Source organism: Achromobacter sp. ACM01 (assembly GCF_014851745.1).
In the GTDB taxonomy this organism is placed as follows: Bacteria; Pseudomonadota; Gammaproteobacteria; order Burkholderiales; family Burkholderiaceae_B; genus Achromobacter; species Achromobacter aegrifaciens.
The window spans coordinates 168,979-190,901 of the sequence record NZ_JACVAF010000006.1 but is presented as its reverse complement, the minus strand read 5'-3'; the positions used below and the strand labels follow the sequence as shown (position 1 = coordinate 190,901).

Annotated in this window: 20 protein-coding genes; 11 read left to right on the top strand and 9 right to left on the bottom strand. The window is 66.3% G+C overall.

Translation table 11 applies throughout. The annotated features are described in order from the left end of the window. Positions 1 to 81: 81 nt before the first annotated feature. The 4 genes from tilS to cysS all read right to left on the bottom strand — a co-directional run bounded on the left by tilS (position 82) and on the right by cysS (position 4,329). Positions 82 to 1,056, bottom strand: a complete 975-nt coding sequence (gene tilS / locus IB268_RS25815) for a tRNA lysidine(34) synthetase TilS (protein ID WP_370540038.1) — start codon at positions 1,054 to 1,056, stop codon at positions 82 to 84. A 151-nt stretch (positions 1,057 to 1,207) separates the two neighbouring features. Further along, positions 1,208 to 2,173: an acetyl-CoA carboxylase carboxyltransferase subunit alpha gene (locus tag IB268_RS25810; protein WP_042794478.1), complete on the bottom strand. Its 966-nt coding sequence runs from the start codon at positions 2,171 to 2,173 to the stop codon at positions 1,208 to 1,210. A gap of 36 nt (positions 2,174 to 2,209) precedes the next feature. After that, positions 2,210 to 2,854 (bottom strand): DNA-3-methyladenine glycosylase, encoded by a 645-nt coding sequence (locus IB268_RS25805; RefSeq protein WP_054453697.1) that lies wholly within the window; start codon positions 2,852 to 2,854, stop codon positions 2,210 to 2,212. 20 nt (positions 2,855 to 2,874) lie between these two features. Then, positions 2,875 to 4,329 (bottom strand): cysteine--tRNA ligase, encoded by a 1,455-nt coding sequence (cysS, locus tag IB268_RS25800; RefSeq protein WP_175164063.1) that lies wholly within the window; start codon positions 4,327 to 4,329, stop codon positions 2,875 to 2,877. A 351-nt stretch (positions 4,330 to 4,680) separates the two neighbouring features. Here cysS and IB268_RS25795 point away from each other — a divergent pair, with 351 nt between their 5' ends. From IB268_RS25795 to IB268_RS25785, 3 genes are all read left to right on the top strand, one after another. Further along, the gene (locus tag IB268_RS25795) at positions 4,681 to 5,364 is read left to right on the top strand and encodes a tetratricopeptide repeat protein (RefSeq protein ID WP_054453172.1); all 684 of its coding nucleotides are present in this window, start codon (positions 4,681 to 4,683) and stop codon (positions 5,362 to 5,364) included. Positions 5,365 to 5,498: 134 nt separating this feature from the next. Further along, positions 5,499 to 6,008 (top strand): peptidylprolyl isomerase, encoded by a 510-nt coding sequence (locus IB268_RS25790; protein WP_042794482.1) that lies wholly within the window; start codon positions 5,499 to 5,501, stop codon positions 6,006 to 6,008. Further along, positions 6,001 to 6,774: a UDP-2,3-diacylglucosamine diphosphatase gene (locus IB268_RS25785; protein WP_088141681.1), complete on the top strand. Its 774-nt coding sequence runs from the start codon at positions 6,001 to 6,003 to the stop codon at positions 6,772 to 6,774. Before IB268_RS25790 ends, IB268_RS25785 begins: the two co-directional genes overlap by 8 nt. 87 nt (positions 6,775 to 6,861) lie before the next feature. Here the strand turns inward: IB268_RS25785 and IB268_RS25780 are convergent, their stop codons facing one another. The 3 genes from IB268_RS25780 to azu all read right to left on the bottom strand — a co-directional run bounded on the left by IB268_RS25780 (position 6,862) and on the right by azu (position 9,972). Beyond that, positions 6,862 to 7,725 (bottom strand): undecaprenyl-diphosphate phosphatase, encoded by an 864-nt coding sequence (locus IB268_RS25780; protein WP_054453176.1) that lies wholly within the window; start codon positions 7,723 to 7,725, stop codon positions 6,862 to 6,864. Between the two features lie 18 nt (positions 7,726 to 7,743). Further along, positions 7,744 to 9,327, bottom strand: coding sequence for a TerC family protein (locus IB268_RS25775; RefSeq protein ID WP_054453178.1), 1,584 nt, complete (start codon positions 9,325 to 9,327; stop codon positions 7,744 to 7,746). A 195-nt stretch (positions 9,328 to 9,522) separates the two neighbouring features. Further along, on the bottom strand, positions 9,523 to 9,972 hold the full coding sequence (gene azu / locus IB268_RS25770) for an azurin (protein WP_054453180.1): 450 nt from the start codon (positions 9,970 to 9,972) through the stop codon (positions 9,523 to 9,525). Between the two features lie 282 nt (positions 9,973 to 10,254). Between azu and IB268_RS25765 the strand changes: the two genes are divergently transcribed. Genes IB268_RS25765 through IB268_RS25735 form a run of 7 tightly spaced genes read left to right on the top strand, consistent with a single transcriptional unit; the run spans position 10,255 to position 19,038 of the window. Beyond that, positions 10,255 to 12,519, top strand: coding sequence for a NosR/NirI family protein (locus IB268_RS25765; RefSeq protein WP_225591493.1), 2,265 nt, complete (start codon positions 10,255 to 10,257; stop codon positions 12,517 to 12,519). A gap of 54 nt (positions 12,520 to 12,573) precedes the next feature. Continuing rightward, positions 12,574 to 14,490, top strand: a complete 1,917-nt coding sequence (nosZ, locus tag IB268_RS25760) for a TAT-dependent nitrous-oxide reductase (RefSeq protein WP_054453182.1) — start codon at positions 12,574 to 12,576, stop codon at positions 14,488 to 14,490. A 29-nt stretch (positions 14,491 to 14,519) separates the two neighbouring features. Continuing rightward, a complete protein-coding gene (locus tag IB268_RS25755; protein ID WP_225589090.1) occupies positions 14,520 to 15,791 on the top strand; it encodes a nitrous oxide reductase family maturation protein NosD in 1,272 nt (423 codons plus the stop codon). Further along, on the top strand, positions 15,788 to 16,690 hold the full coding sequence (locus IB268_RS25750; protein WP_192355002.1) for an ABC transporter ATP-binding protein: 903 nt from the start codon (positions 15,788 to 15,790) through the stop codon (positions 16,688 to 16,690). The genes IB268_RS25755 and IB268_RS25750 overlap by 4 nt, the downstream gene beginning before the upstream one ends. After that, entirely contained in the window at positions 16,687 to 17,517 is an 831-nt protein-coding gene (locus IB268_RS25745) for an ABC transporter permease (protein WP_192355001.1), read from the top strand. The genes IB268_RS25750 and IB268_RS25745 overlap by 4 nt, the downstream gene beginning before the upstream one ends. Beyond that, on the top strand, positions 17,514 to 18,014 hold the full coding sequence (locus tag IB268_RS25740; RefSeq protein WP_054453193.1) for a nitrous oxide reductase accessory protein NosL: 501 nt from the start codon (positions 17,514 to 17,516) through the stop codon (positions 18,012 to 18,014). The genes IB268_RS25745 and IB268_RS25740 overlap by 4 nt, the downstream gene beginning before the upstream one ends. Positions 18,015 to 18,039: 25 nt before the next feature. Then, a complete protein-coding gene (locus IB268_RS25735) occupies positions 18,040 to 19,038 on the top strand; it encodes an FAD:protein FMN transferase (protein ID WP_192355000.1) in 999 nt (332 codons plus the stop codon). Positions 19,039 to 19,105: 67 nt separating this feature from the next. Here IB268_RS25735 and IB268_RS25730 read toward each other — a convergent pair whose 3' ends face one another. Further along, positions 19,106 to 19,891 carry an inositol monophosphatase family protein gene (locus IB268_RS25730; RefSeq protein WP_054453195.1) on the bottom strand — a complete coding sequence of 262 codons (786 nt, stop codon included), beginning with the start codon at positions 19,889 to 19,891 and terminating at the stop codon, positions 19,106 to 19,108. 130 nt (positions 19,892 to 20,021) lie between these two features. On the opposite strand from IB268_RS25730, the gene IB268_RS25725 reads away from it, so the two are divergent. Then, positions 20,022 to 20,813, top strand: a complete 792-nt coding sequence (locus tag IB268_RS25725; protein ID WP_119450064.1) for an RNA methyltransferase — start codon at positions 20,022 to 20,024, stop codon at positions 20,811 to 20,813. A gap of 66 nt (positions 20,814 to 20,879) precedes the next feature. On the opposite strand, the gene IB268_RS25720 is transcribed toward IB268_RS25725, so the two are convergent. Continuing rightward, entirely contained in the window at positions 20,880 to 21,869 is a 990-nt protein-coding gene (locus tag IB268_RS25720; protein ID WP_054453198.1) for a tripartite tricarboxylate transporter substrate binding protein, read from the bottom strand. Positions 21,870 to 21,923 lie beyond the last annotated feature (54 nt).

The following is a 21,923-nucleotide window of genomic DNA, read 5'->3' as shown; positions in this document are numbered from 1 at the left end:
GCGGCGGTAAAAATTTGCGCAGCTTGTGCAAAATTCTGTCCACAGCGCGATTATTTGGGGACATTGGCGGCGCTGATCCGCTTATTCCCGGGGTTCGACCCAGACCCTGCCCCGGTGGCAGCGGATGACGTGGCCAGCCTGTTCCACCCGCAACTGGCGGTCATGGCCCAGGCTGTGCAACCCGCGCAGCTGACGCAGCAGATCGCGCATCCTGCCGTCGGTCGGCATGCGGGCGCCATTGCGTTCCAGCCAATGGCGCAACACGTGCGCCTGCCGCGCCTCGGACAGCCCGCGCCACGCCTGCAGCGAAAAGCTGGCGCCGTCATCAGAAGGATCGAGCGCGGCGAAATCCTCCCGCGCCACCTCGTCCAAGATCTCCGCCGCCTCGCCCATGTGGCGCGCGTGGCGCGCGACGATGGCGCGCCATCCGGGCCAGCGGGCATCGAGCGCCGGCGCCAGCAGCTCGCGCAGGGCAGCCCGGGTGTAGTGCGGATCGGTATTGGTGGGGTCCTGCACCGGACTCCAGCCGCTGGCTTGCGCCACCTCGTCCGCCGCATGCAGGATCGCCTCGCGGCCGATTTCCAGCCAGGGTCGCAGGTAGACCAGCCCATCGCGCCGGGACAGCGGCGCCATGGCTGCCATGCCGACCAGCCCGGTGCCGCGCAGCAGACGCAGCAGGACGGTTTCGGCCTGGTCGTTGCGATGATGGGCCAACAGGATATGCGTCACGCCCTGCTCTCGCGCCAATTGCGCCAGTGCGGCGTAGCGGGCGTCGCGCGCGGCCGCCTCGATGCCCTTGCCCGCGGCCTGCGCCACCTCCACGCGCGCCACCGACAGCGGCAGCGCGAGCATGTCCGCCAGCGTGCGCGCATGCTGCGTCCATGCGTCGGCGGCGTCCTGCAAGCCGTGGTGCACATGGAACAACGCCAGATCCATGCCGAGTTCTCGCGCCACGGGAGCCGCGTGCACGGCCAGCATGGCCGAATCGGCGCCGCCGCTCAACGCCACGGCGATGCGCGCCGGACGCTCGGGCAAGGCCAGCAAGGCGCGGCGCAAGGCCGCGGCAAGCTCGGCCGACACGGGAAGGGAATGAACTACGCCCGCCGAGGCCCGATGCGGAGGATCGGACGCTGGGCGGGCGTTCATGGCGGGATGGCGCGTGGCGCTAGGCCGCGGCGCCGGCGGGGATGCCGGCGCGCTGCCTGCTTCAGGCGCGCACTTCCTGGTAGGCGCCGTAGGACAGCAGGCGCTGGACGCGCTGCTCCACGAGCTGCTCGGGCGTCATGCCCTGGAGCTGGCGCAGGGCATCGCCCAGCGCGCGGCGCAACAGGCGGGCCATGACGCGCGGGTCGCGATGGGCGCCGCCCACCGGTTCGTTGACCACGCGGTCCACCAGGCCCAGGTCCTTCAGGCGCGGCGCGATGATGGCCAGGGCCTCGGCGGCTTCGGGCGCCTTGTCGGCGCTGCGCCACAGGATCGAGGCGCAGCCTTCCGGAGAAATCACGGCGTAGGTCGCGTACTGCAGCATCAGCACGGCATTGCCCACGGCGATGGCCAGGGCGCCGCCCGAGCCGCCTTCGCCGATGATGGTGCAGATCACGGGGACCTTGAGCTCGGCCATGGCATAGAGGTTGTGGCCGATGGCTTCGGACTGGCCGCGCTCTTCGGCGCCGATGCCGGGATAGGCGCCCGGGGTGTCCACGAACGTGAACACGGGGATGCCGAATTTCTCGGCCAGGCGCATCAGCCGCAGGGCCTTGCGATAGCCTTCCGGACGCGGCATGCCGAAATTGCGCGCGGCGCGTTCCTTGGTGTCGCGTCCCTTCTGGTGGCCGATGACCATGCAGGGCGTGCCGTTGAAGCGCGCCAGGCCGCCCACGATGGACTGGTCGTCGGCGTACATGCGGTCGCCGTGCAGCTCATGGAAGTCGGTGAACATTTCGCGCACGTAGTCCAGCGTGTAGGGACGCTGGGGATGGCGGGCGACCAGGGCCGTCTGCCAGGGCGTGAGCTTGGCGTAGATTTCCTTGGCCAAGGTCTGGCTCTTCTGCTGCAGACGTCCGATCTCGTCGGAGATGTCTACGGCCGAATCGGCCTGCACGTAGCGCAGCTGCTCGATCTTGTTTTCAAGCTCGGCGAGCGGTTGTTCGAATTCCAGAAATGTATTGCGCATGTAGTGTGGTTCCGTAGATGGGCTGCCTGGCTTGCGTCAGTATTGGACCGGAGTCGGATCCAGACTGCGCCACAGATACCAGGTCGCCACGGTACGCCAGGGTTGCCACGCCAACGAGACTTCGCGAGCCTCGAAGCGAGAGACAGGCTCGCCGCTGAAATAGTGTAGCGAGATTGCCTTGAGCAACCCAGGATCATCCAGCGGCAGGACATCAGGCCGCTGCAGATTGAAAATCAAAAACATCTCCGCCGTCCAGCGGCCTATGCCGCGGATGGCGGTCAATTCGGAAATGACGGCTTCGTCGTCCATTGCCGCCCATTTCTCGGGATGGACCCGGCGTTCGCCGAAATGCACGGCCAGGTCCAGCACGTACTCGGCCTTGCGCTGCGACAGCCCCGCCGCGCGCAGGCCCTCCAGGCCGACGCGCAGCACGGCGACGGGCGTCGGGCGCTTGCCCACGGCCTCGATGAACTGGGTCCAGACGGTGTCGGCCGCCTTGCTGGACACCTGCTGCCCGATGATCGCCCGCGCCAGCGTCACGAAAGGCGTGCCGCGCGAAGTCAGCCAGACTTCGGGATGCTGGGGAATGATCTTTTTCAGGATGCGGTCGCGCCGCATCAGGTGGGCTACGGCGGCTTCCCAGTACTCGGGCTTGGGAATCTCGAGGTCGACGGTGGACATGGCGGGCGGGTCCTGCGGGTTCAAGCGCGACGCCATTGCGTCACGCCGCCCGGCTTGTCGTCGAGTTCAATACCGGCTTCGCGCAGTTCCGCACGGATGCGGTCGGCTTCGGCGAAGTTGCGGGCGGCCTTGGCGGCCGCGCGCGCGTCGATCAGGGACTGGATGGCCTCGGCGTCCAGCGCACGGCGCTCGCCCTGCTCCATGGCGGCCGCCGAATAGCGCGTGGGCGACTGGAAATAGGCCGCGGGATCCTGCTGCAGCAGGCCCAGCAGGGACGCCAGCGCCTTCAACTGGCCGGCGCTGCGCGCGCTCTTGTTGCGGTTGGCGTCGGAGGCCAGTTCGAACAAGGCCGCGACCGCGCCCGAGCTGTTGAAGTCGTCGTCCATGGCCGCCTTGAAGGCCTGGGCCTGCGGCTCGTTCCAGTCGATGCCCTGCGTGTCGGCGGGCACATTCTGAAGCGCCTGGTACAGGCGGTCGAGCGCGTTCTGCGCGTCGATCAGGTTGTCCGGCGTGTAGTTCTGCGAGCTGCGGTAATGGTTGCGCACGATGAAGAAACGCACCATCTCCGCTTCGCGCGGGTTGACGCGGTAGACGGCCTGATCGGCCGCCGGTTCTTCCTGGGCGATGGTCTGGCGGATGGTGCGGAAATTGCCCAGGGACTTGGACATCTTGTCCGAGTCGACCATGAGCGGGCCGCAGTGCATCCAGATGTTGGCCAGCGCGCCACCGAAAGCGCCCTCGGTCTGGGCGATCTCGTTTTCATGGTGCGGAAATTTCAGGTCCGGACCGCCGCCGTGAATGTCCAGCGGCAGGCCCAGCAGCGACTTGCTCATGGCCGAGCACTCGATGTGCCAGCCCGGACGGCCCAGGCCATACGGCGATTCCCACTTGGTGTCGGCAGGCTCGTCGGCCTTGGCGGACTTCCACAGCACGAAATCCAGCGGATCGCGCTTGGCCGAACCCACGGCCACGCGCTCGCCGGCGCGCAGGTCATCCAGCGTCTTGCCGGACAGCTTGCCGTAGCCGGGAAAGCCGCGCACGGCGTAGTTCACGTCGCCGTCGTCGGCCTGGTAGGCCAGGCCGTTCTGCTCGAGCTTGCCGATGATGTCCAGCATCTCGCCGACGTACTCGGTCGCGCGCGGTTCGCGGTCCGGCGTCTGGACGCCCAGCGCACGCTCGTCGGCGTGCATGGCGTCGATGTAGAAGTCGGTGACTTCGCCGATGCGGCGGCCGGTCTCGACGGCGCGGCGGATGATCTTGTCGTCGATGTCCGTGATATTGCGCACATAGTCGACCGCCAGTCCGCTGGCGCGCAGCCAGCGCTGCACGACGTCGAACGACACCAGCATGCGGGCGTGGCCCAGATGGCAGAAGTCATAGACGGTCATGCCACACACGTACATGCGCACCTGACCAGCCTGGGCCGGCTTGAACGGTTCTTTGGTACGCGACAACGTGTTGTAGATTTGCAGCATGGCGCTTATAGGCTTTATCTAAGTTTTCCGTGGCGGTTGCGGAAAGTTGCTGCCGAAGGAAAATACCTTCGGCGCGTGCCGCCGGGTCGGATTCCAATCCCGCCGATTTCGGTCCTGCGATTTCGGTCCCGCGGTTTCGATCCCGATCTCTGCCTCGGGCCATAATCCCACTGGCGCCGACCGCCCCGAACCCGCATTCCGAGCCCGCATTCCATCAACGATATCCCGGGGCTTCGTCCCCGATGTCGAGCCAAAACTCAACCGGGGCTAAAATGGCGGTCGTCAAGTATAGCAAGCGGCCCGGTCGCGCGCGTAAGCGTCGGCCTGCCAAGACTTTTAACGGATGCCCAAGTGACTATCAAGCCGCGCTTTCGCGTCGCCCTGCTCGCCCTGGCCCTTGCGGGCGCGCCGGTTGGAGCCTCTCTGGCCCAGTCGATGGCCGGCGGCGGGGGAACCAACCCCAACGCCAGCCGCACCACCCTGGACCCCATCCCGCCCGAGGGTGGCTGGGACAGTCTGGCCAAGCTGCTGGAAGCCGCCAAGCCCAGCGTCGACACCCGCCTGACGCCCTCGGCCTCGCAGATCACGACTTACATCGAGCGCCTGCTGAACCACGGCGACAACGAAGAAGCGCTTGCCATGATCGAAAAGCGCCAGGAACAGATCAAGGACCAGCGCGGCACCGACGTGCAACTGATGTTCCAGCACGCCCGCGCGCTGGCGGCCCTGAACCGCACCAACGAAGCCATCGACGTCTACACCGAGATGACCAACCGCTTTCCGGAGCTGCCGGAACCTTGGAACAACCTGGGGGCTCTATATGCAGGGCGCGGCGAACTCGACCGCGCACAGGACGCCCTGTCGATGGCCCTGCGCGCCGATCCCAACTATGCCGCCGCCCGCGCCAATATGGGCGATCTGCAGCTTCTGCAGGCCTTGAACACCTACAAGAAGGCCGCCCGCGATGGCGTGCCCGGCATGCAGGAAAAGGTCCGCGAAGTCGAAACCATGCTGAAGGATAAACACGGCAAATGATGTCCCGCTACTCCCCCCTACACCTGCTGCGCCTGACGGCGTGCTCGTTCGCGCTGGCTGCATTCGCCCCAGCGCTCGTCAGCGCCGCCCCCGCGGCCAATTCCTCCACCTCCACCTCTGAAGGCACAAAAGCCATGAGCACCAACCCCCGCGTCAAGCTCCAAACGAACCAAGGCGACATGGTCATCACCCTGGATGCCGCCAAGGCGCCCAAGACCGTCGAAAACTTCCTGACCTACGTCAAGGAAGGTTTCTACAACGGCACGGTGTTCCATCGCGTGATCGATGGCTTCATGATCCAGGGCGGCGGCTTTGAGCCCGGCATGAAGCAGAAGCAGACCCATGCCCCCATCGAAAACGAGGCCAACAACGGCCTGAAGAACGACAAGTACACCCTGGCCATGGCCCGCACCAGCGATCCGCACTCGGCCACGGCGCAGTTCTTCATCAACGTGTCCAACAACGACTTCCTGAACTTCACCGCGCCCACGCCCAACGGCTGGGGCTATGCCGTGTTCGGCACCGTGACCGAAGGCACGGACGTGGTCGACAAGATCAAGGGCGTGAAGACCGGCAACAAGGGCTTCCACCAGAACGTCCCGAACGAAGACGTGATCATCGAGAAGGCCGAAGTTCTTGAATAAGATCGCGCTGTCCGGCCCCATCTGGCTGGCATCCGACCTGCATCTGGGACCGGCCACGCCGGCCACCTCGGAGGCCTTTCTGGCCTTCCTGGAGGCCGCGCGGGAGGAAGCCGGCGCCCTGCTGCTGCCGGGCGACATCTTCGACGCCTGGATCGGCGACGACGTGATCCGCGCCGCGCCGCCGTGGCTCGCCACGGCGCTGACGGCGCTGCGCGACACCGCCAGCCGGATTCCGGTCTGGCTGGGCCGCGGCAACCGCGACTTCCTCATCGGGGAAGAACTGGCCCAGGCCCTGGGCGCCAAGCTGCTGCCCGAACCGGCGCTGCTGGAAACGGATTACGGGCAAATCCTGCTGACCCATGGCGACGAGTTCTGTACGGACGATGCCGCCTACCAGCAGTTCCGCAAGATGGTCCGCGATCCGCGCTGGCAGGCCGAATTCCTGGCCAAGACGATCCCCGAACGCCTGGCGATGGCGCAGCAGGCCCGCGGCGAAAGCCAGGCCGCCAACCAGATGAAGTCCATGGAGATCATGGACGTCAACGCCGCCGCCATTGAATCCGTCTTCCGCGAGACGGGCGTGCGCGTGCTGGTGCATGGCCACACCCATCGCCCCGCCCGCCACGTGTTGGAAGTGGACGGCAAGAAGCGCGAGCGCTGGGTCCTGCCCGACTGGGACTGCGACCACGTGTCGCCCGCCCGCGGCGGCTGGCTGGTCATCGACCAGGACGGCCTGCAGTTCTACGACCTGGAAACGGAAGCGTAGCCCTCGGGCGCACCGTGACGGAAAACAGCAAGGGCCGCGCAAGCGGCCCTTGTCATTGCTGCTGCCGGCGAACCGCCGGCCACGCCATCAGCGCGTGAAGATCCAGGCCGCGACGACGCCGCCGAAGATGATCCGGTACCAGGCGAATACGCGGTAGGTATGGTTGGCGACAAAGCGCAGCACCGCGCGCACCACCACCATCGCGCTCAGGAACGCGGCGATGAAGCCCACCGCGATGCCCGACAGGTCGTGCTGGGTGAGCACGCCGAAGTTCTTGTACATGTCGTACACGGCCGCCCCCAGCATCGTGGGCATGGCCAGGAAGAACGAGAACTCGGTGGCCGTCTTGCGCTGGATGCCGGCGATCATGCCGCCGATGATGGTGGCGCCCGAGCGCGAGGTGCCCGGGATCATGGCCAGGCATTGCGCCACGCCCACGCCGAGGGCCTGCTTCCAGGAGATCTGCTCCAGCGTGCGGGCCGTGGCGCGCTCATCCGAGGCGGTATCGTCGGCCGCGCCCGGCATGTCACCCGGCGTATGGTGCGTCTTGCGCTCCACGTACAGCATGATCAGGCCGCCCAGCACCAGGGTCACGACCACCACGGCCGGGTGATAGAAGATGCTCTTGATGGACTTGATGAAGATGGCGCCGACGACGGCGGCCGGCAGGAAGGCGATGATCAGGTTGCGGGTGAAAGCGACCTCGGTGGGCACCCCGGTCAGCGTGCCGCGGATCAGCGTCAGCAGGCGCGCGCGGAACACCCACATCACCGCCAGGATGGAGCCCAGCTGGATCACCACCTCGAATACCTTGCCCTGGCTGGATTCGAAATTGATCCAGTCGCCCACCAGGATAAGGTGGCCGGTGCTGGACACGGGAATGAATTCCGTCAGGCCCTCGATGATGCCCAGGACGAAAGCTTTGATCAGATATAGGGTGTTTTCGGTCACGATGACAGGTCGGTCCAGTTAGTCGTTGGCTAGGGATTCGTCGTCCGCAAGCATTTCCTGCGGCCGCTTCTCGACGCGCACCAGCGCGATGCGGCGGCCGTCCATTTCCAGGACTTCAAAGCGGAAATGCTCATGGTGGATCTCGTACTCGCAGACGTCGCCCGGCTTGGGCAGGTGCCCGAAGCGCGACAGCAGGTACCCCGCCAGGGTTGAAAAATCCTGGGCGTCATCGACCAGGCCCTCGGTTTCCAGCACCTGCTCGACATGGTGCAGATCAGCCGCGCCGTCGATTTTCCAGGTGTTCTCGCCGTCGGCGACGATGTCGGGAAGCTCATCTTCGTCGGGGAATTCGCCGGCGATCGCCTCGAACACGTCGATCGGCGTCACCAGGCCCTCGATGGCGCCGAACTCGTCGGCCACCAGCACCAGCTGGCCGCGCGAACGCTTGAGCGTGTCCATCAGGCGCAGGATGCCGATGGACTCGTGCACGATGATGGGGTCGCGCAGACGGTTGCGGCGCACCCTGCCCTCGGTGATCAGGTCGGCCACCAGATCCTTGGCGCGGCCGATGCCCAGCACCTCGTCCAGGGAACCCCGGCAAACGGGGAAAAAGCTGTGCGGCGCCTCGGTCAGCTGGCGGCGGATGGTTTCCGGGTCGTCGTCGATGTTGATCCACGACACGTCCGTGCGCGGCGTCATGATCGAACGGATCGACCGCTCGGCCAGGGTCAACACGCCGCTGACCATATTGCGCTCCTCGACCCCGAAAGCCGGGATGGCCGGGCCGTTCGCGCTGGGCAGGTCGGGTTCGTCGGCAGGCGGACGCTTGCCCAGCATGCGCAGCACGGCGGAAGCGGTACGTTCGCGCATCGGCCGGCGCGCATCCAGCTTGAGCAGGTTGCGGCGCGCCACCTGGTTGAGCGCCTCGATGGCGACCGAGAAGCCGATAGCCGCGTACAGGTAGCCCTTGGGCACCTTGAAGCCGAAGGCTTCAGCCAGCAGCGAAAAGCCGATCATGAGCAGGAAGCCCAGGCACAGCACCACCACCGTGGGGTGGGCGTTGACGAAGCGCGTCAGCGGCTTGGACGCCAGCAGCATGATGCCGATGGCGATGATCACGGCAATCATCATGATGGCCAGGTGGTCCACCATGCCGACCGCGGTGATGACCGAGTCCAGCGAGAACACCGCGTCCAGCACCACGATCTGCGTGACGATCACCCAGAAGCTCGCGTACACGCGCGGCCCCGATGAGCCGCCGTGCTGGGAGCCCTCCAGGCGCTCATGCAGTTCCATCGTGCCCTTGAACAGCAGGAACAGGCCGCCGATCATCAGGATCAGGTCGCGGCCCGAGAACGACAGCGGGCCGATGGAAAACAGGGGGGTGGTCAGCGTGACCAGCCATGACATGACCGACAAGAGGCCTAGACGCATGATGAGCGCCAGGCTCAGGCCCATGATGCGCGCGCGGTCGCGTTGCGCAGGGGGCAGCTTGTCCGCCAGGATGGCGATGAAAATCAGGTTATCGATCCCCAGGACGATCTCAAGGACGACCAGGGTAAGCAAGCCGACCCACGCAGTAGGGTCCAGCAGCCACTCCATCAGGAGCTCCAGAAGTTACACGACCGGTAATCGTACATGGAAAATCCGTGACACGCCGGTGACGAACCCCGTCCTTATGCCTGAGGCGCACGCGGTTTAGGCCTGTAGAACCAGGACATCCGGGGTCTGGCGCCATTGCCGGAGCGGACAAAAAAAAACCGGCTTGCAGCCGGCTTTCAGGTCCAGGACAGCCAATCAGTCGCTGAGCTTGAGCGTGCCCTTCATCATGGCCCAGTGGCCCGGGAACGAGCAGAAGTAGGCATAGGCCTCGCCCGGGGTGAGCTTGGAAACGTCGAACGTAACCGAATCCGACTCGCCGCCGCCGATGACCTTGGTGTGGGCGATGACGCGGGTGTCTCCCGCCTTGACGTAATCCTGCGGCAGGCCGGCGTTCATGCCGTCGGTGGCCACGGCCGTCTTGTCGGCTTCCTTGGTCAGCACCCAGTTGTGGCCCATGGCGACCTTGGCCATTTTGCCGACGTGCTTGAGATGCACGGTGAATTGCTTGCAGCTTTTGTCGACAACCATTTCCTTCAGGTTGTACTGCATGGCGTCGTTGCTTTCTATGGTTGCTTCGCACTGAGCGGCCAACGCGGGCAGGCTGGCTGCGGACAGGGCGATGGCGAGGGTGGCTTTTGCCAGCATGGAGATTCTCCGTAAACGTTGGCGGCTCTTCCGACACGCGCGAGGCACATGCCTAGCGTCGCTGCCGCCACGCACAAGTCTATGGCGCAGCGCAAAGCGCGCTATTGACCGGCATCAATAGCGCCTCGTTCAACCTCTCCAAAACGGGGATATCCCCTACAAAACGCAGGGGCATTGCCTCCGCACGGTCCGCGCGCGTACGCCGATTGACAAACCGCAATACGACCGATGCCAAGCATTCTTAGGATGCCTGCAAACAAACACAATCAGCAGAGTACGAAAATGCAAGGCAGCACAGCGGCGGGGCGCGGGTTCAGTCGGTACAAGTGGTTCGTGCATGCAGTCTTTCTTTTCTTGCTGCTGCTGTGCTCGGGGGTCTTCAGCGCCGCTCAGGCCCAACGCCTGCCGGATTTCCTGGGTAGCATCCCCATCGGACAGATCTTCCCCGGCGCGGACCGCGCCGACCCGCCCGCCGGCAAGCCCATGGTTGCCAAGGTGTATGCGGGCGCGCGCCAATTGGGCGTGGTCTATCTGACGTCCGACGTCGTCAACACCCGCGGCTACTCCAGCAAGCCCATCGACGTGCTGGTCGGCCTGGCCAATGACGGACGCATCGTCGGCGCGCGCCTCGTGGAGCACCACGAGCCCATCGTGCTCATCGGCATTCCGCAGTCCAAGGTCGACCATTTCATCAGCGGCTACGTCGGGCTGAACTTCGTGGACTCCCCTCCCCGCCATGGCGCCCCGCCGCCCGTGGACATCATCAGCGGCGCGACCGTCACGCTGATGGTGATCGGCGACAGCATCACGCGCTCGGCCATCGCCGTGGCGCGCGCCCATGGCATCGACAAGACCGCCACGGTGGCGCCGTCGGCCGCGCCCGTTGCCGCCCGCGTCGTGGACGATGCGCGCGATGCCGTCCAGTCCTGGCAGGACCTGCTGGATGCCGGAGCGGTGCGCAATCTGCGGCTGAACCCCGAGGACGTGAACCAGGCCTTCCGCGCATCGGGCAGGAACGACGCCGCAGCCAATACAGAAGGCAGCACGGACGCGGACGGCTTCATCGACCTGTACGCCGCGCTGGTCAGCGTACCCGCGATCGGCCGCAGCCTGCTGGGCGACACGGAATGGCAGCGCCTGAAGGAAAGGCTCAAGCCCGGCCAGCAGGCCGTGCTGGTGGCCGGCAACGGCGCCTACTCGTTCAAGGGCTCGGGCTACGTGCGCGGCGGCATCTTCGACCGCATCGAGATCATCCAGGATGAAAGCAGCTTCCGCTTCCGCGATCGCAATCACCAGCGCCTGGCCGACGTGGCCGCGCAGGGCGCGCCCGCGTTCCGCGAGGTAGCCCTGTTCGTCGTGCCCGAGGACGCCGCGCTGGATCCGGTCGCGCCCTGGCGCCTGCAGCTGATGGTGCAACGCGTGCTCAGCGTCAGCGACAAGGCCTTCGTGACCTTCGACCTGAGCTATGAATTGCCTGCGGCCTATACCCGGCCGGTGGCGGGCGCGCAGGCATCCGCCGCGCCCCCGCCGACTGCCGATCAAGCCGCCCCGGCCCAGACTGCGCAGGAAGAAGACGCCGCGCCCGCGCTATGGAAACAGATCTGGCGCGGCAAGGCCGGCCAGGTCGCCGTGCTGACGGTGGCGCTGCTGGTGCTGGTGGGCGTCTTCTTCTTCCAGGACCAGCTCGCCAGCCGTCCGCTGCTGCACGACCGCCTGCGGCTGGCGTTCTTGGCGTTCGCACTGTTCTGGATCGGCTGGTACGGCCAGGCCCAGCTCTCGGTGGTCAACGTGCTGACTTTCTTTTCGGCCATGCGCAGCGACTTCCGCTGGGAATACTTCCTGATGGACCCGCTGGTGTTCATCCTGTGGTGCGCCACGGCCATCTCCATGGTCTTCTGGAACCGCGGCGCCTTCTGCGGCTGGTTATGCCCCTTCGGCGCGCTGCAAGAACTCAGCAACCGCGTCGCCCGCCGCCTGGGTGTGCGCCAGCTCAAGATCAGCCACGGCGTGAACCAGCGCCTGTCGACCCTGAAGTACGTGATCTTCCTGCTGCTGTTCGGCTTCTCCTTGTACGACCTGGCGCTGGCCGAACAGTTGTCCGAGGTCGAACCCTTCAAGACCGCGATCATCCTGCGCTTCATGCGCTACTGGCCGTTCGTCGCATTCGCCGTGGCGCTGCTGGCCGCCGGCCTGTTCGTGGAGCGCTTCTTCTGCCGCTATCTCTGTCCGCTGGGGGCCGCGCTGGCAATCCCTGCGCGGCTGCGCATCTTCAACTGGCTGCGCCGCTACCGCGACTGCGGCAATCCCTGTCAACGCTGCAATCTCGAATGTCCGGTACAGGCGATCGACCCCACCGGCGAGATCAATCCGAACGAGTGCATCCAATGCCTGCACTGCCAGATGCTCTACCACCACGAACAGAAGTGCCCACACCTGATCCAGAAGAAGGCCAAGCGGGAGCGCCGCCGCGCGCCCGCCGCCGAACCCGCCGAGCAGGTCATCGTCATGCACCGCGCGCCGAATCCGAATAGCGAACCTGGCGCCTGATCCCGCTTTCCGCACCGCGGCGCCCGGGGCGCCGTCCCTACCAAGGAGTTATCCATGTCAGACAAGAATCCCGACAAGGCCGGCCTCACCCGCCGCAGCTTCCTCGGCACCGCAGCCATCACGGGCGCCGCCGGCCTGGTGGCCGGGGCGCAGATCTCCACCGCCCACGGCAAGGATGCAAAGGGCGGCGCGAACGGCGTGCTGGGCCACGTCGCGCCCGGCGAGCTGGACGAATACTATGCCTTCAATTCCAGCGGCCAGTCGGGCGAGGTGCGCGTGCTGGGGCTGCCCTCCATGCGCGAACTGGTGCGCATCCCGGTCTTCAACCATTGCAGCGCCACCGGCTGGGGCCGCACCAATGAAAGCCGCAAGATCCTGACCGAAGGCCTCACGCCCGAAACCCGCGAGTACCTGAAGGACAAGGGCGGCGTCTTCATCAACGGCGACGCGCACCACCCGCACCTGTCCTTCACCGACCGCACCTACGACGGCCGCTATCTGTTCATCAACGACAAGGCCAACAACCGCGTCGCGCGCATCCGCCTGGATGTAATGAAGACGGACAAGATCACCGAGCTACCCAACGTCTCCGGCGTGCATGGCCTGCGGCCGCAGCGCTACCCGCGCACGGGCTACGTTTTCGCCAACGGCGAGCACATCATCCCGCTGCCCAACGACGGCAAGGTGACGGACGATCCCAAGAAGAACTTCTTCGCCATCTACACCGCCCTGGACGGCGACACCATGAAGGTCGCCTGGCAGGTGCTGGTCGACGGCAACCTGGACAACGGCGACGCCGACTACCAGGGCAAGTACTCGTTCTCCACCTGCTACAACTCGGAGAAGGGCGTCACGGTGGAAGAAGCCTCGGCCAACGAGCAGGACTGGGTCGTGGTGTTCAACATCAAGCGCATCGAGGAAGCCGTCAAGAATGGCGACTTCAAGATGATGGGCGGCGTGCCGGTCGTCGACGGACGCCACGGTTCCAAGTACACCCGCTACATCCCCGTGCCGAACTCGCCGCACGGCTGCAACGCTGCGCCCGACGGCATCCACCTGGTGCTCAACGGCAAGCTCTCGCCCACCGTCACGGTGCTGGACGTGCGCACGCTGGACGATCTGTTCGACGACAAGATCAAGCCGCGCGACTGCGTGGTGGCGGAGCCGCAGTTGGGCCTGGGGCCGCTGCACACGGCGTTCGACGGCCGCGGCAACGCCTACACCACGCTGTTCATCGACAGCCAGATGGTCAAGTGGAACATCGACAAGGCAAAGCGCGCCTACAAGGGCGAAAAGGTCGACCCGATCATCCAGAAGCTGGACGTGCACTATCAGCCCGGTCACAACCATTCGACCATGGGCGAGACCCGCGAGGCCGACGGCAAATGGCTGGTGTCGCTGAACAAGTTCTCGAAGGACCGTTTCCTTAACGTCGGCCCGCTCAAGCCCGAGAACGACCAGCTCATCGACATTTCCGGCGACGAGATGAAACTGGTGCATGACGGCCCCAGCTTCGCCGAGCCGCACGACATGTGCCTGGTGCACCGCTCCAAGGTCCATCCGGTAAGCGTCTGGAAGCGCGACGACCCGATGTGGGAAGACGCCCGCCAGATGGCCAAGAAGGACGGCGTTTCGCTGGACGATGCGGCCAAGGTCGTGCGCGACGGCAACAAGGTGCGCGTGTACATGATGGCGGTCGCGCCCATGTTCAGCATCAAGAAGTTCGAGGTCAACCAGGGCGACGAGGTCACCGTGGTGGTCACGAACATGGAAGTGATCGAGGACCTGACGCACGGCTTCACGCTCGAAGGCCATGGCATCGCCATGGAGATCGGGCCGCAGGCCACATCCTCGGTCACCTTCACGGCGGACCGGCCGGGCGTGTATTGGTACTACTGCCAGTGGTTTTGCCACGCCCTGCACATGGAGATGTCCGGCCAGATGGTCGTCCATCCCAAGAAGACCGCGTAGCGCATATGAAGCTCGCCGCAATCCTTGGGATGAGCGCAAGCAGGACCGCCGGCGCCGCGCTGCTGGCGGCCGCCGGGCTGGCGCTGTCGGGCGCGGCGGCCGCGGCGACCGTGGAGATCGCCGCGGGCGCCGACCTGACGGCGGCGATCGCCTCTGCCGCGGCCGGCGACGTGCTGCGGCTGGCGCCCGGCTCCTACGCCGGCGGCATCGTCATCGACAAGCCCCTGACGCTGGAAGGCCCCCAGGACCGTTCGGCCGTCATCGCCGGCACGCGCCAGGGGCGCACCGTCTGGGTCACGGCCGCCGACGTGTCGCTGCGCAACCTGACCGTCACGCGTTCCGGCCTGAGCCTGTCCGACATGGACGCCGGCATCTTCCTGGACCGCGAGGCGCACCGCGCGCTGGTGGAGCGCAACGACGTCCTGGACAACCTGGTCGGCGTGCACGTCTGGGGGCCAGCCGACGCTACCGTCCGCGGCAACCGCATCGTGGGCAACAAGGAGCTGCGCGTGGCCGAGAGAGGCAACGGCGTGACGCTGTGGAACACGCCAGGCACGCGCGTGCTGGACAACGACATATCCGCCGGCCGCGATGGCATCTTCGTCAACACCAGCAAGCTCAACACGTTCAGCGGCAACCGCTTCCACGACCTGCGCTACGCGGTGCACTACATGTACACCAACGATAGCGAGATCAGCGGCAACGTATCCACTGGCACCGACATCGCCTACGCCATCATGTATTCGCACCGGCTGGTGGTGCGCGACAACGTCGCGCTGGACAGCCAGGAGCAGGGCCTGATGTTGAACTACGCCAACCATTCCACGATCGCCAACAACACGGTGGACCGCGCCGGGAAATGCGTGTTCATCTACAACGCCAACCGCAACACCTTCCTGGACAACCATTTCTCCAACTGCGACATCGGCGTGCATTTCACGGCCGGGTCCGAAGGCAACCGGATCTCGGGCAACGCCTTCATCAACAACCGCAACCAGGTGAAGTACGTGGGCACGCGCACACTGGACTGGTCGGTGGACGGGCGCGGCAATTACTGGAGCGACAACACCGCGTTCGACCTGGACGGCGACGGCATCGCCGACACCGCCTACCGGCCGAACGACGTGGTCGACCAGTTGCTGTGGCGCGCGCCGGCGGCCCGCATCCTGCTGAACAGCCCGTCGATTTCCATCGTGCGCTGGGCCCAGTCGCAGTTTCCCGCCATCCTGCCAGGCGGCGTGATCGACAGCGCCCCGCTGATGCAGCCTCCGCCCACCGCAAGCACCAAGGAATCCCCATGAGCACCGACCTGGTGGCGCTTACCGGCGTCAGCAAGCACTATGGCGCGCATCATGCCATCGACGGCCTGGACCTGCAGCTGCGCGAAGGCGAATGCGTTGCGCTCGCCGGACACAATGGCGCCGGCAAGAGCACGATGATCAAGCTCATCCTGGGCCTGATACGTCCCACCCGCGGCCGCGTCGCGATCTTCGGCCAGGACGCGCACAGCCCCGCCGCGGCGCGCCTGCGCGGCCGGATCGGCTACCTGCCCGAGACCGTGGCGCTGCATCCCTCGATGACCGGCGAGGAAACCCTGGCGTTCTACGCCAGGCTCAAGCGCCAGCCGCTGTCGGGCAACGCCGCGCTGCTGGAGAAGGTCGGCATCGCCGGCGCCGCGCGCCGCCGAGTGGGCGGCTACTCCAAGGGCATGCGGCAGCGCCTGGCGCTGGCGCAGGCGCTGCTGGGCCAGCCCCGCGTGCTGCTGTTCGACGAGCCCACCACCGGCCTGGACCCCGCGTCGCGCCTGATGTTCTACGACATCGTCCACGAACTGCGCGCGGCCGGCGCCACGATACTGCTGAGCACGCACGCCCTGTCCGAACTGGCCGGCCATGCGGACCGCATCGTCGTGATGAAGGCGGGAAAAAAGATCGCCGACGGCGCGATGTCGGCGCTGCGGCGCTCCACCGGGCTGCCCATCCGCATCCGTCTGACCTTTGCCGATGCCAGCGCGCCGCCGCCCGGCGGCGATTGGCGCCGCATCGATGCCGGGCGCTTTGAACTGGCCTGCCCCGAGAGCGGCAAGGTCGAAGCGATCCGCGGCATCGGCGCACTGTCGTCGGCCATCGCCGACCTCGACATCCAGGTCCCGGGCCTGGACGACATCTATGCACATCTGCTTGAACGGGAAGACGTATGAACGCGGTATGCACCATCATCGGCAAGGAAATCCGCGACAGCCTGCGCAATCGCTGGGTGCTGGCGACCGCCCTGCTGCTGGCCGCGCTGGCGCTGGCGCTGGGCCTTTTGGGCAGCTCGCCCACGGGCACCGTCAAGGCCGAGCCGCTGACCGTCACGGTGGTCAGCCTGTCCAGCCTGTCGATCTTCCTGGTGCCGCTCATTGCCATGCTGCTGGCCTATGACGCCGTGGTCGGCGAGGTCGACCGGGGCACGATGGCGCTGCTGCTCAGCTACCCGGTTTCGCGCGGCCAGGTATTGATCGGCAAATTCATCGGCCACCTGGCCATCCTGGCGCTGGCCACGGGCGCGGGCTACGGTTCCGCCGGACTGGCGCTGCAATGGGCCTACGGCGGCCTGGACGCCAGCGCCTGGCAGCCGTTCGCCCTATTGATCGGCGCCAGCGTGCTGCTGGGCGCGAGCTTTCTCGCCATGGGCTACCTGATCAGTTCGCTGGTGCGCGAGCGCGCCACGGCCGCCGGCATCGCCGTCGGCGTCTGGCTGTTCTTCGTGGTGATCTACGACATGGCGCTGCTGGGCGTGCTGGCGGCCGACCAGGGCCGCCACGTCAGCCCCGGCCTGCTCAACGCGCTGCTGCTGCTCAACCCGTCCGACGTATACCGCCTGCTCAACCTGACGGGCTTCGAGAACATTTCGCTGTACGCCGGCATGGCGGGCGTGAGCGACCAGGCCAGCCTGCCGCTCGCCGCGCTGGTCGCGGCGCTGCTGCTGTGGATCGCCGTGCCGTTCCTGCTGGCGACCGCGGCTTTCAGGAACAAACCGCTATGAAATCCCTGCGACTCATGCTGGCCGCCTCCATCGTGCTGCTGGCCGCGGGCTGCGGCAGCGGCGCCGCGCCCGAAACCGCGCCTCCGCCGCAGGCCGTGACGACGGAGTCCGTCGGCCATTACTGCGGCATGGCGCTGAGCGAACACAACGGTCCCAAGGGACAGATATTCGTCAAGGGGCAGGCCGCGCCCGTGTGGTTCTCCTCGATCAAGCAGGTCTTCGCCTACACCCTGCTGCCCGAAGAACCCAAGGGCATCAGCGCCATCTACGTCAACGACATGTCCACCGCGGGCGCGGGCGGCGCGCCGGACCCGGCGGCCTGGATCGACGCGCGGCAGGCGTACTACGTCATCGAAGGCCGCTACATCGGCGGCATGGGCGCCGAAGATGCCATCCCCTTCTCCCGCCGCGACCATGCGCAGGCTTTCGCCGATACCCACGGCGGCCGCGTCGTCACCTTTGCCGACGTGCCGGAAAGCTATGTCTTCGCCCAATAGCCCGCGCCTCTACAGGCCTATCGCCATGAACCCTACCCGCCGCCGTTTCATCGGCATCGCCGCCGCAGCCAGCGCGCTGGCACTGGCCCCCGTCGCCGCGCGCCGCGCCGCCGCCTCGATTGCACCCGTCACCTGGCAAGGCACGGCGCTGGGGGCCGATGCCGAGCTGCGTCTCTACCATCCCGACGCCGCAGCGGCCCAGCGCCTGATCGCGCAGTCCTTGCAGGAACTGCGGCGGCTGGAAGCCATCTTCAGCCTCTATCGCGACGACAGCGCGCTTTCGCGTTTGAACCGCCAGGGCTTCCTGGACAATCCGCCGGCCGACTTGCTGCGGCTCTTGAGCGAAAGCCGGCGCTACAGCGAATTGACCTCAGGCATGTTCGATCCCACCGTGCAGCCGCTGTGGCAGCTGTATGCCGAACACTTCTCGCAGCCCGGCGCCGCCGCCGACGGTCCGCCGGCCCAGGCCATCGCGCAGGCGCTATCGCGCGTGTCGCATGCCGACGTGATGCTGGACGACAGCCGCATCGAACTGCTGCGGCCCGGCATGGGCATCACGCTCAACGGCATCGCCCAGGGCTACATCACCGACCGCATCACCGATCTGCTCAGGCGCGGCGGGCTGGAACGGGCGCTGGTAGACATGGGCGAAATACAGGGGCTGGACGGCAACGCTACGCCGCAGCCCTGGAAGGTCGGCATCGCCGACCCGCGCGACCCGGCGCGCCTGCTCGCAAGCGCCAGCATGACGAACCAGGCCCTGGCGACTTCCGGCGGCTATGGCACCGCCATCGACCCCGCGGGCCGGTACACGCATCTGTTCGATCCCCGCACCGGCCGCGCGCGACCGCGATACCTGAGCGTGTCCGTCATGGCGCCGTCCGCGACCATGGCCGATGCCCTATCGACGGCTTTCTCGAACATGCCGCTGGAAACGACGCAGGCGGTGGTGCGGGAGCTGGGGCTGCGCGCGTGGTTTGTGGCGGAGGATGGGCAGTTGGTATTGCAGGGTCAGGCCGGCTGAGCCTGCGCCCGCGCATGAAAAAACCGGCCATGGCCGGTTTATTTCATTCTGGCGGAAGCGTTCCGCCTCAAGCCGCCGAAGGCGGATTCAGCGAGGACAGCATCTGCGTGAAGATCTTGGGGCTGGCGGCCAGCACGTTGCCGCTGTCCATCCAGCCTTGCTCGCCGTCGAAGTCGGCCACCAGGCCGCCGGCTTCCAGCACCATCAGGCTGCCTGCCGCCAGGTCCCAGGCCTTCAGGCCCACGCCGCAGAAGCCGTCCAGGCGGCCGCAGGCCACGTAGGCCAGGTCCAGCACGGTGGAGCCCAGGCGGCGCACGCCGGTGCTGCCTTCGGCCATCTGGCGGAAACGCGCGGAGCCTTGTTCCGGATCGCCGGAGTTGGGCCAGTGCGCACCCAGCAGGGCCTCGTGGTAGCGGGTACGGCCCGAGACGCGCACGCGGCGGTCGTTCAGGAAGGTGCCGCTGCCACGGCTGGCCGTGAATAGTTCATTGCGGGTCGGGTCATAGATGACCGCCTGCGTGACCTGGCCGCGCTGCGTCAGCGCGATCGACACGGCGTAGTTGGGCAGGCCGTGGATAAAGTTGGTGGTGCCATCCAGGGGATCGATGATCCACTGGAATTCCGCCTGGTCGGGGCCTTGCAGGCCGAATTCCTCGCCCAGCACGGCGTGGTCCGGGTAAGCCGCGCGCAGCGTCTCGACGATCGACTCCTCGGCGGCGCGATCGACTTCCGTGACATAATCCCGCGGCCCCTTGCGAGCCACGCTGAGTCGTTCCAAATCCATGCTGGCACGGTTGATAATGGTGCCGGCACGCCGGGCCGCCTTGATGGCGATGTTGAGCATCGGGTGCATAAAATTCCGTACGAATGCGATGAGTTGGCTTGATGATAGGCCGCTTGCCGCCCCCCGGTCCGCCGTTCCCCGACAGGGGGAAATCGACCCAAAAAACCAGGAAGGCACTAAGCCAAACGTGCCATTTTAAATGACTCAAGCATTTTCACGTGTTCGCTTCGTTATGGTGAACCCCAGCCACCCCGGAAACGTGGGTTCGGCGGCCCGCGCCATCAAGACGATGGGCTTCTCCGAACTGGTCCTGGTCGAGCCTAAATTTCCAGATGTAACAAGCCAGCCGGAGGCCGTGGCGCTCGCCAGCGGCGCGCTGGACGTGCTGGAAAACGCCCGCATCTACGGGTCCCTGGAAGAAGCGCTAGCGCCGGTCACCATGGCATTCGCGCTGACCGCGCGGGTACGCGACCTGGGCCCCCCGCCCTGCGACATCCGCCAGGCGGCCGAACTGGCCCGCGCCCACCTGGGCGAAACGGCCGAAGGCGTGGCCGCCGTGGTGCTGGGCACCGAACGCGCCGGGCTCACCAACGCCCAGATCGCGCTGTGCCACCGCATCTGCCATATCCCTGCCAACCCCGAGTACAGCTCGTTGAACGTGGCCCAGGCCCTGCAGCTGGCCGCCTGGGAGCTGCGCTACGCGCTGCTGGTGGACCAGGGCGCGGCGCTGCTGCCGGCCTCCACCGCGCAAGAGGCGCCGCGCGGCGCGGCGCCGGCTTCGGGCGAGGCAGTGCAGGCCTTCCTGGCGCACTGGGAAGAAGCGCTGGTCGGCGTGCAGTTCCTGGATCCTGCCCACCCCAAGAAGCTGATGCCGCGCATGCGGCACCTGTACTCCCGCCTTGCGCTGAGCCGCGACGAGGTGGACATGATGCGCGGTGTCTGCACCGCCATGCTGGCCACGGCGCGCCGCAACGGCGGGGCAAAAAAATAGGGGCGCAGGCTTACGCCTGTCCCCCAGCAAGGTTTGCCGGGCGGCTTGCCGCCCGGAAATCGAACATCAGTCCACCTTGGCGCCCGAGGCCTTGACCACGGGGGCCCAGCCTTCCACTTCCGACTTGATGAACTGGCCGAATTCGGCCGGCGTCGTCTTCACGCCCACGGCGCCCAGCTTCTCGAAGCTGAGCTGCACTTCGGGCTTGTCCAGGGCCTTGACCATGGCGGCGTTGAGCTTGTTCACGACTTCCGGCGGCGTGCCGGCGGGCGCGATCAGGCCGAACCACGAAGACACGTCGAAGTTGGCGAAACCGGATTCCTTCATGGTCGGCACGTCAGGCGCGCTCTTGGAGCGTTCGGTCGTGGTCACGGCCAGGGCGCGCAGCTTGCCCGACTGCACGTGGGGCCAGGCCGACGGCATGTTGTCGAACATGAACTGCACCTGGCCGCCGATCAGGTCGGTCACGGCCGGCGCGCTGCCCTTGTAGGGCACGTGCAGCACGTCGATGCCGGTCTGCATCTTGAAGAGCTCGCCCGCCATGTGGATGGACGTGCCGCTGCCGGACGAGGCGAACGCCAGCTTGCCGGGATTCTTCTTGGCGTAGTCCACCAGTTCCTGCACCGATTTCACGGGCACTGTCGGGTTCACCACCAGGATGTTCGGCACCTTGGCGCCCAGCGCCACCGGCGTGAAATCCTTGGTCAGGTCGAAATTGACGTTCTTGTACAGCGTCTGGTTGATGGCGCTGGTCACGGCCACGAACAGCAGCGTGTAGCCGTCGGGGTCTGCGCGCTTTACCTGGTCGGTGGCGATATTGCTGCCGGCGCCCGGCTTGTTCTCGACCACGAAGGACTGGCCGAGGCTTTCGGTCAGCTCCTTGGCCATGATGCGGGCGATCACGTCAGTGGTGCCGCCGGCGGAAAAACCGACCACGATGCGGACGGGCTTGTCGGGATAGGCGGCATGGGCCGAACCCATTGCGAATGCGCTTGCGGCGGTAGCCAGAAGGGTGGCGGCAATGCGCCGCAGTCCAGGCTTTTGACCTGTAGTCATAGAGTCTCCGTGCAGGTACTGTCCATTGAATGGACGATTTGAATTGTTCGATGC

Bases quoted from the DNA above. Each gene is read 5' to 3' on its own strand.
- IB268_RS25790 (WP_042794482.1), top strand. From the start codon at position 5,499: ATGAGCACCAACCCCCGCGTCAAGCTCCAAACGAACCAAGGCGACATG.
- IB268_RS25765 (WP_225591493.1), top strand. From the start codon at position 10,255: ATGCAAGGCAGCACAGCGGCGGGGCGCGGGTTCAGTCGGTACAAGTGG.
- IB268_RS25810 (WP_042794478.1), bottom strand. From the start codon at position 2,173: ATGCGCAATACATTTCTGGAATTCGAACAACCGCTCGCCGAGCTTGAA.
- IB268_RS25725 (WP_119450064.1), top strand. From the start codon at position 20,022: ATGACTCAAGCATTTTCACGTGTTCGCTTCGTTATGGTGAACCCCAGC.
- IB268_RS25735 (WP_192355000.1), top strand. From the start codon at position 18,040: ATGAACCCTACCCGCCGCCGTTTCATCGGCATCGCCGCCGCAGCCAGC.
- IB268_RS25805 (WP_054453697.1), bottom strand. From the start codon at position 2,854: ATGTCCACCGTCGACCTCGAGATTCCCAAGCCCGAGTACTGGGAAGCC.
- cysS (WP_175164063.1), bottom strand. From the start codon at position 4,329: ATGCTGCAAATCTACAACACGTTGTCGCGTACCAAAGAACCGTTCAAG.
- IB268_RS25720 (WP_054453198.1), bottom strand. From the start codon at position 21,869: ATGACTACAGGTCAAAAGCCTGGACTGCGGCGCATTGCCGCCACCCTT.
- IB268_RS25740 (WP_054453193.1), top strand. From the start codon at position 17,514: ATGAAATCCCTGCGACTCATGCTGGCCGCCTCCATCGTGCTGCTGGCC.
- IB268_RS25755 (WP_225589090.1), top strand. From the start codon at position 14,520: ATGAGCGCAAGCAGGACCGCCGGCGCCGCGCTGCTGGCGGCCGCCGGG.
- IB268_RS25730 (WP_054453195.1), bottom strand. From the start codon at position 19,891: ATGCACCCGATGCTCAACATCGCCATCAAGGCGGCCCGGCGTGCCGGC.
- IB268_RS25745 (WP_192355001.1), top strand. From the start codon at position 16,687: ATGAACGCGGTATGCACCATCATCGGCAAGGAAATCCGCGACAGCCTG.
- azu (WP_054453180.1), bottom strand. From the start codon at position 9,972: ATGCTGGCAAAAGCCACCCTCGCCATCGCCCTGTCCGCAGCCAGCCTG.
- nosZ (WP_054453182.1), top strand. From the start codon at position 12,574: ATGTCAGACAAGAATCCCGACAAGGCCGGCCTCACCCGCCGCAGCTTC.
- IB268_RS25750 (WP_192355002.1), top strand. From the start codon at position 15,788: ATGAGCACCGACCTGGTGGCGCTTACCGGCGTCAGCAAGCACTATGGC.
- IB268_RS25775 (WP_054453178.1), bottom strand. From the start codon at position 9,327: ATGGAGTGGCTGCTGGACCCTACTGCGTGGGTCGGCTTGCTTACCCTG.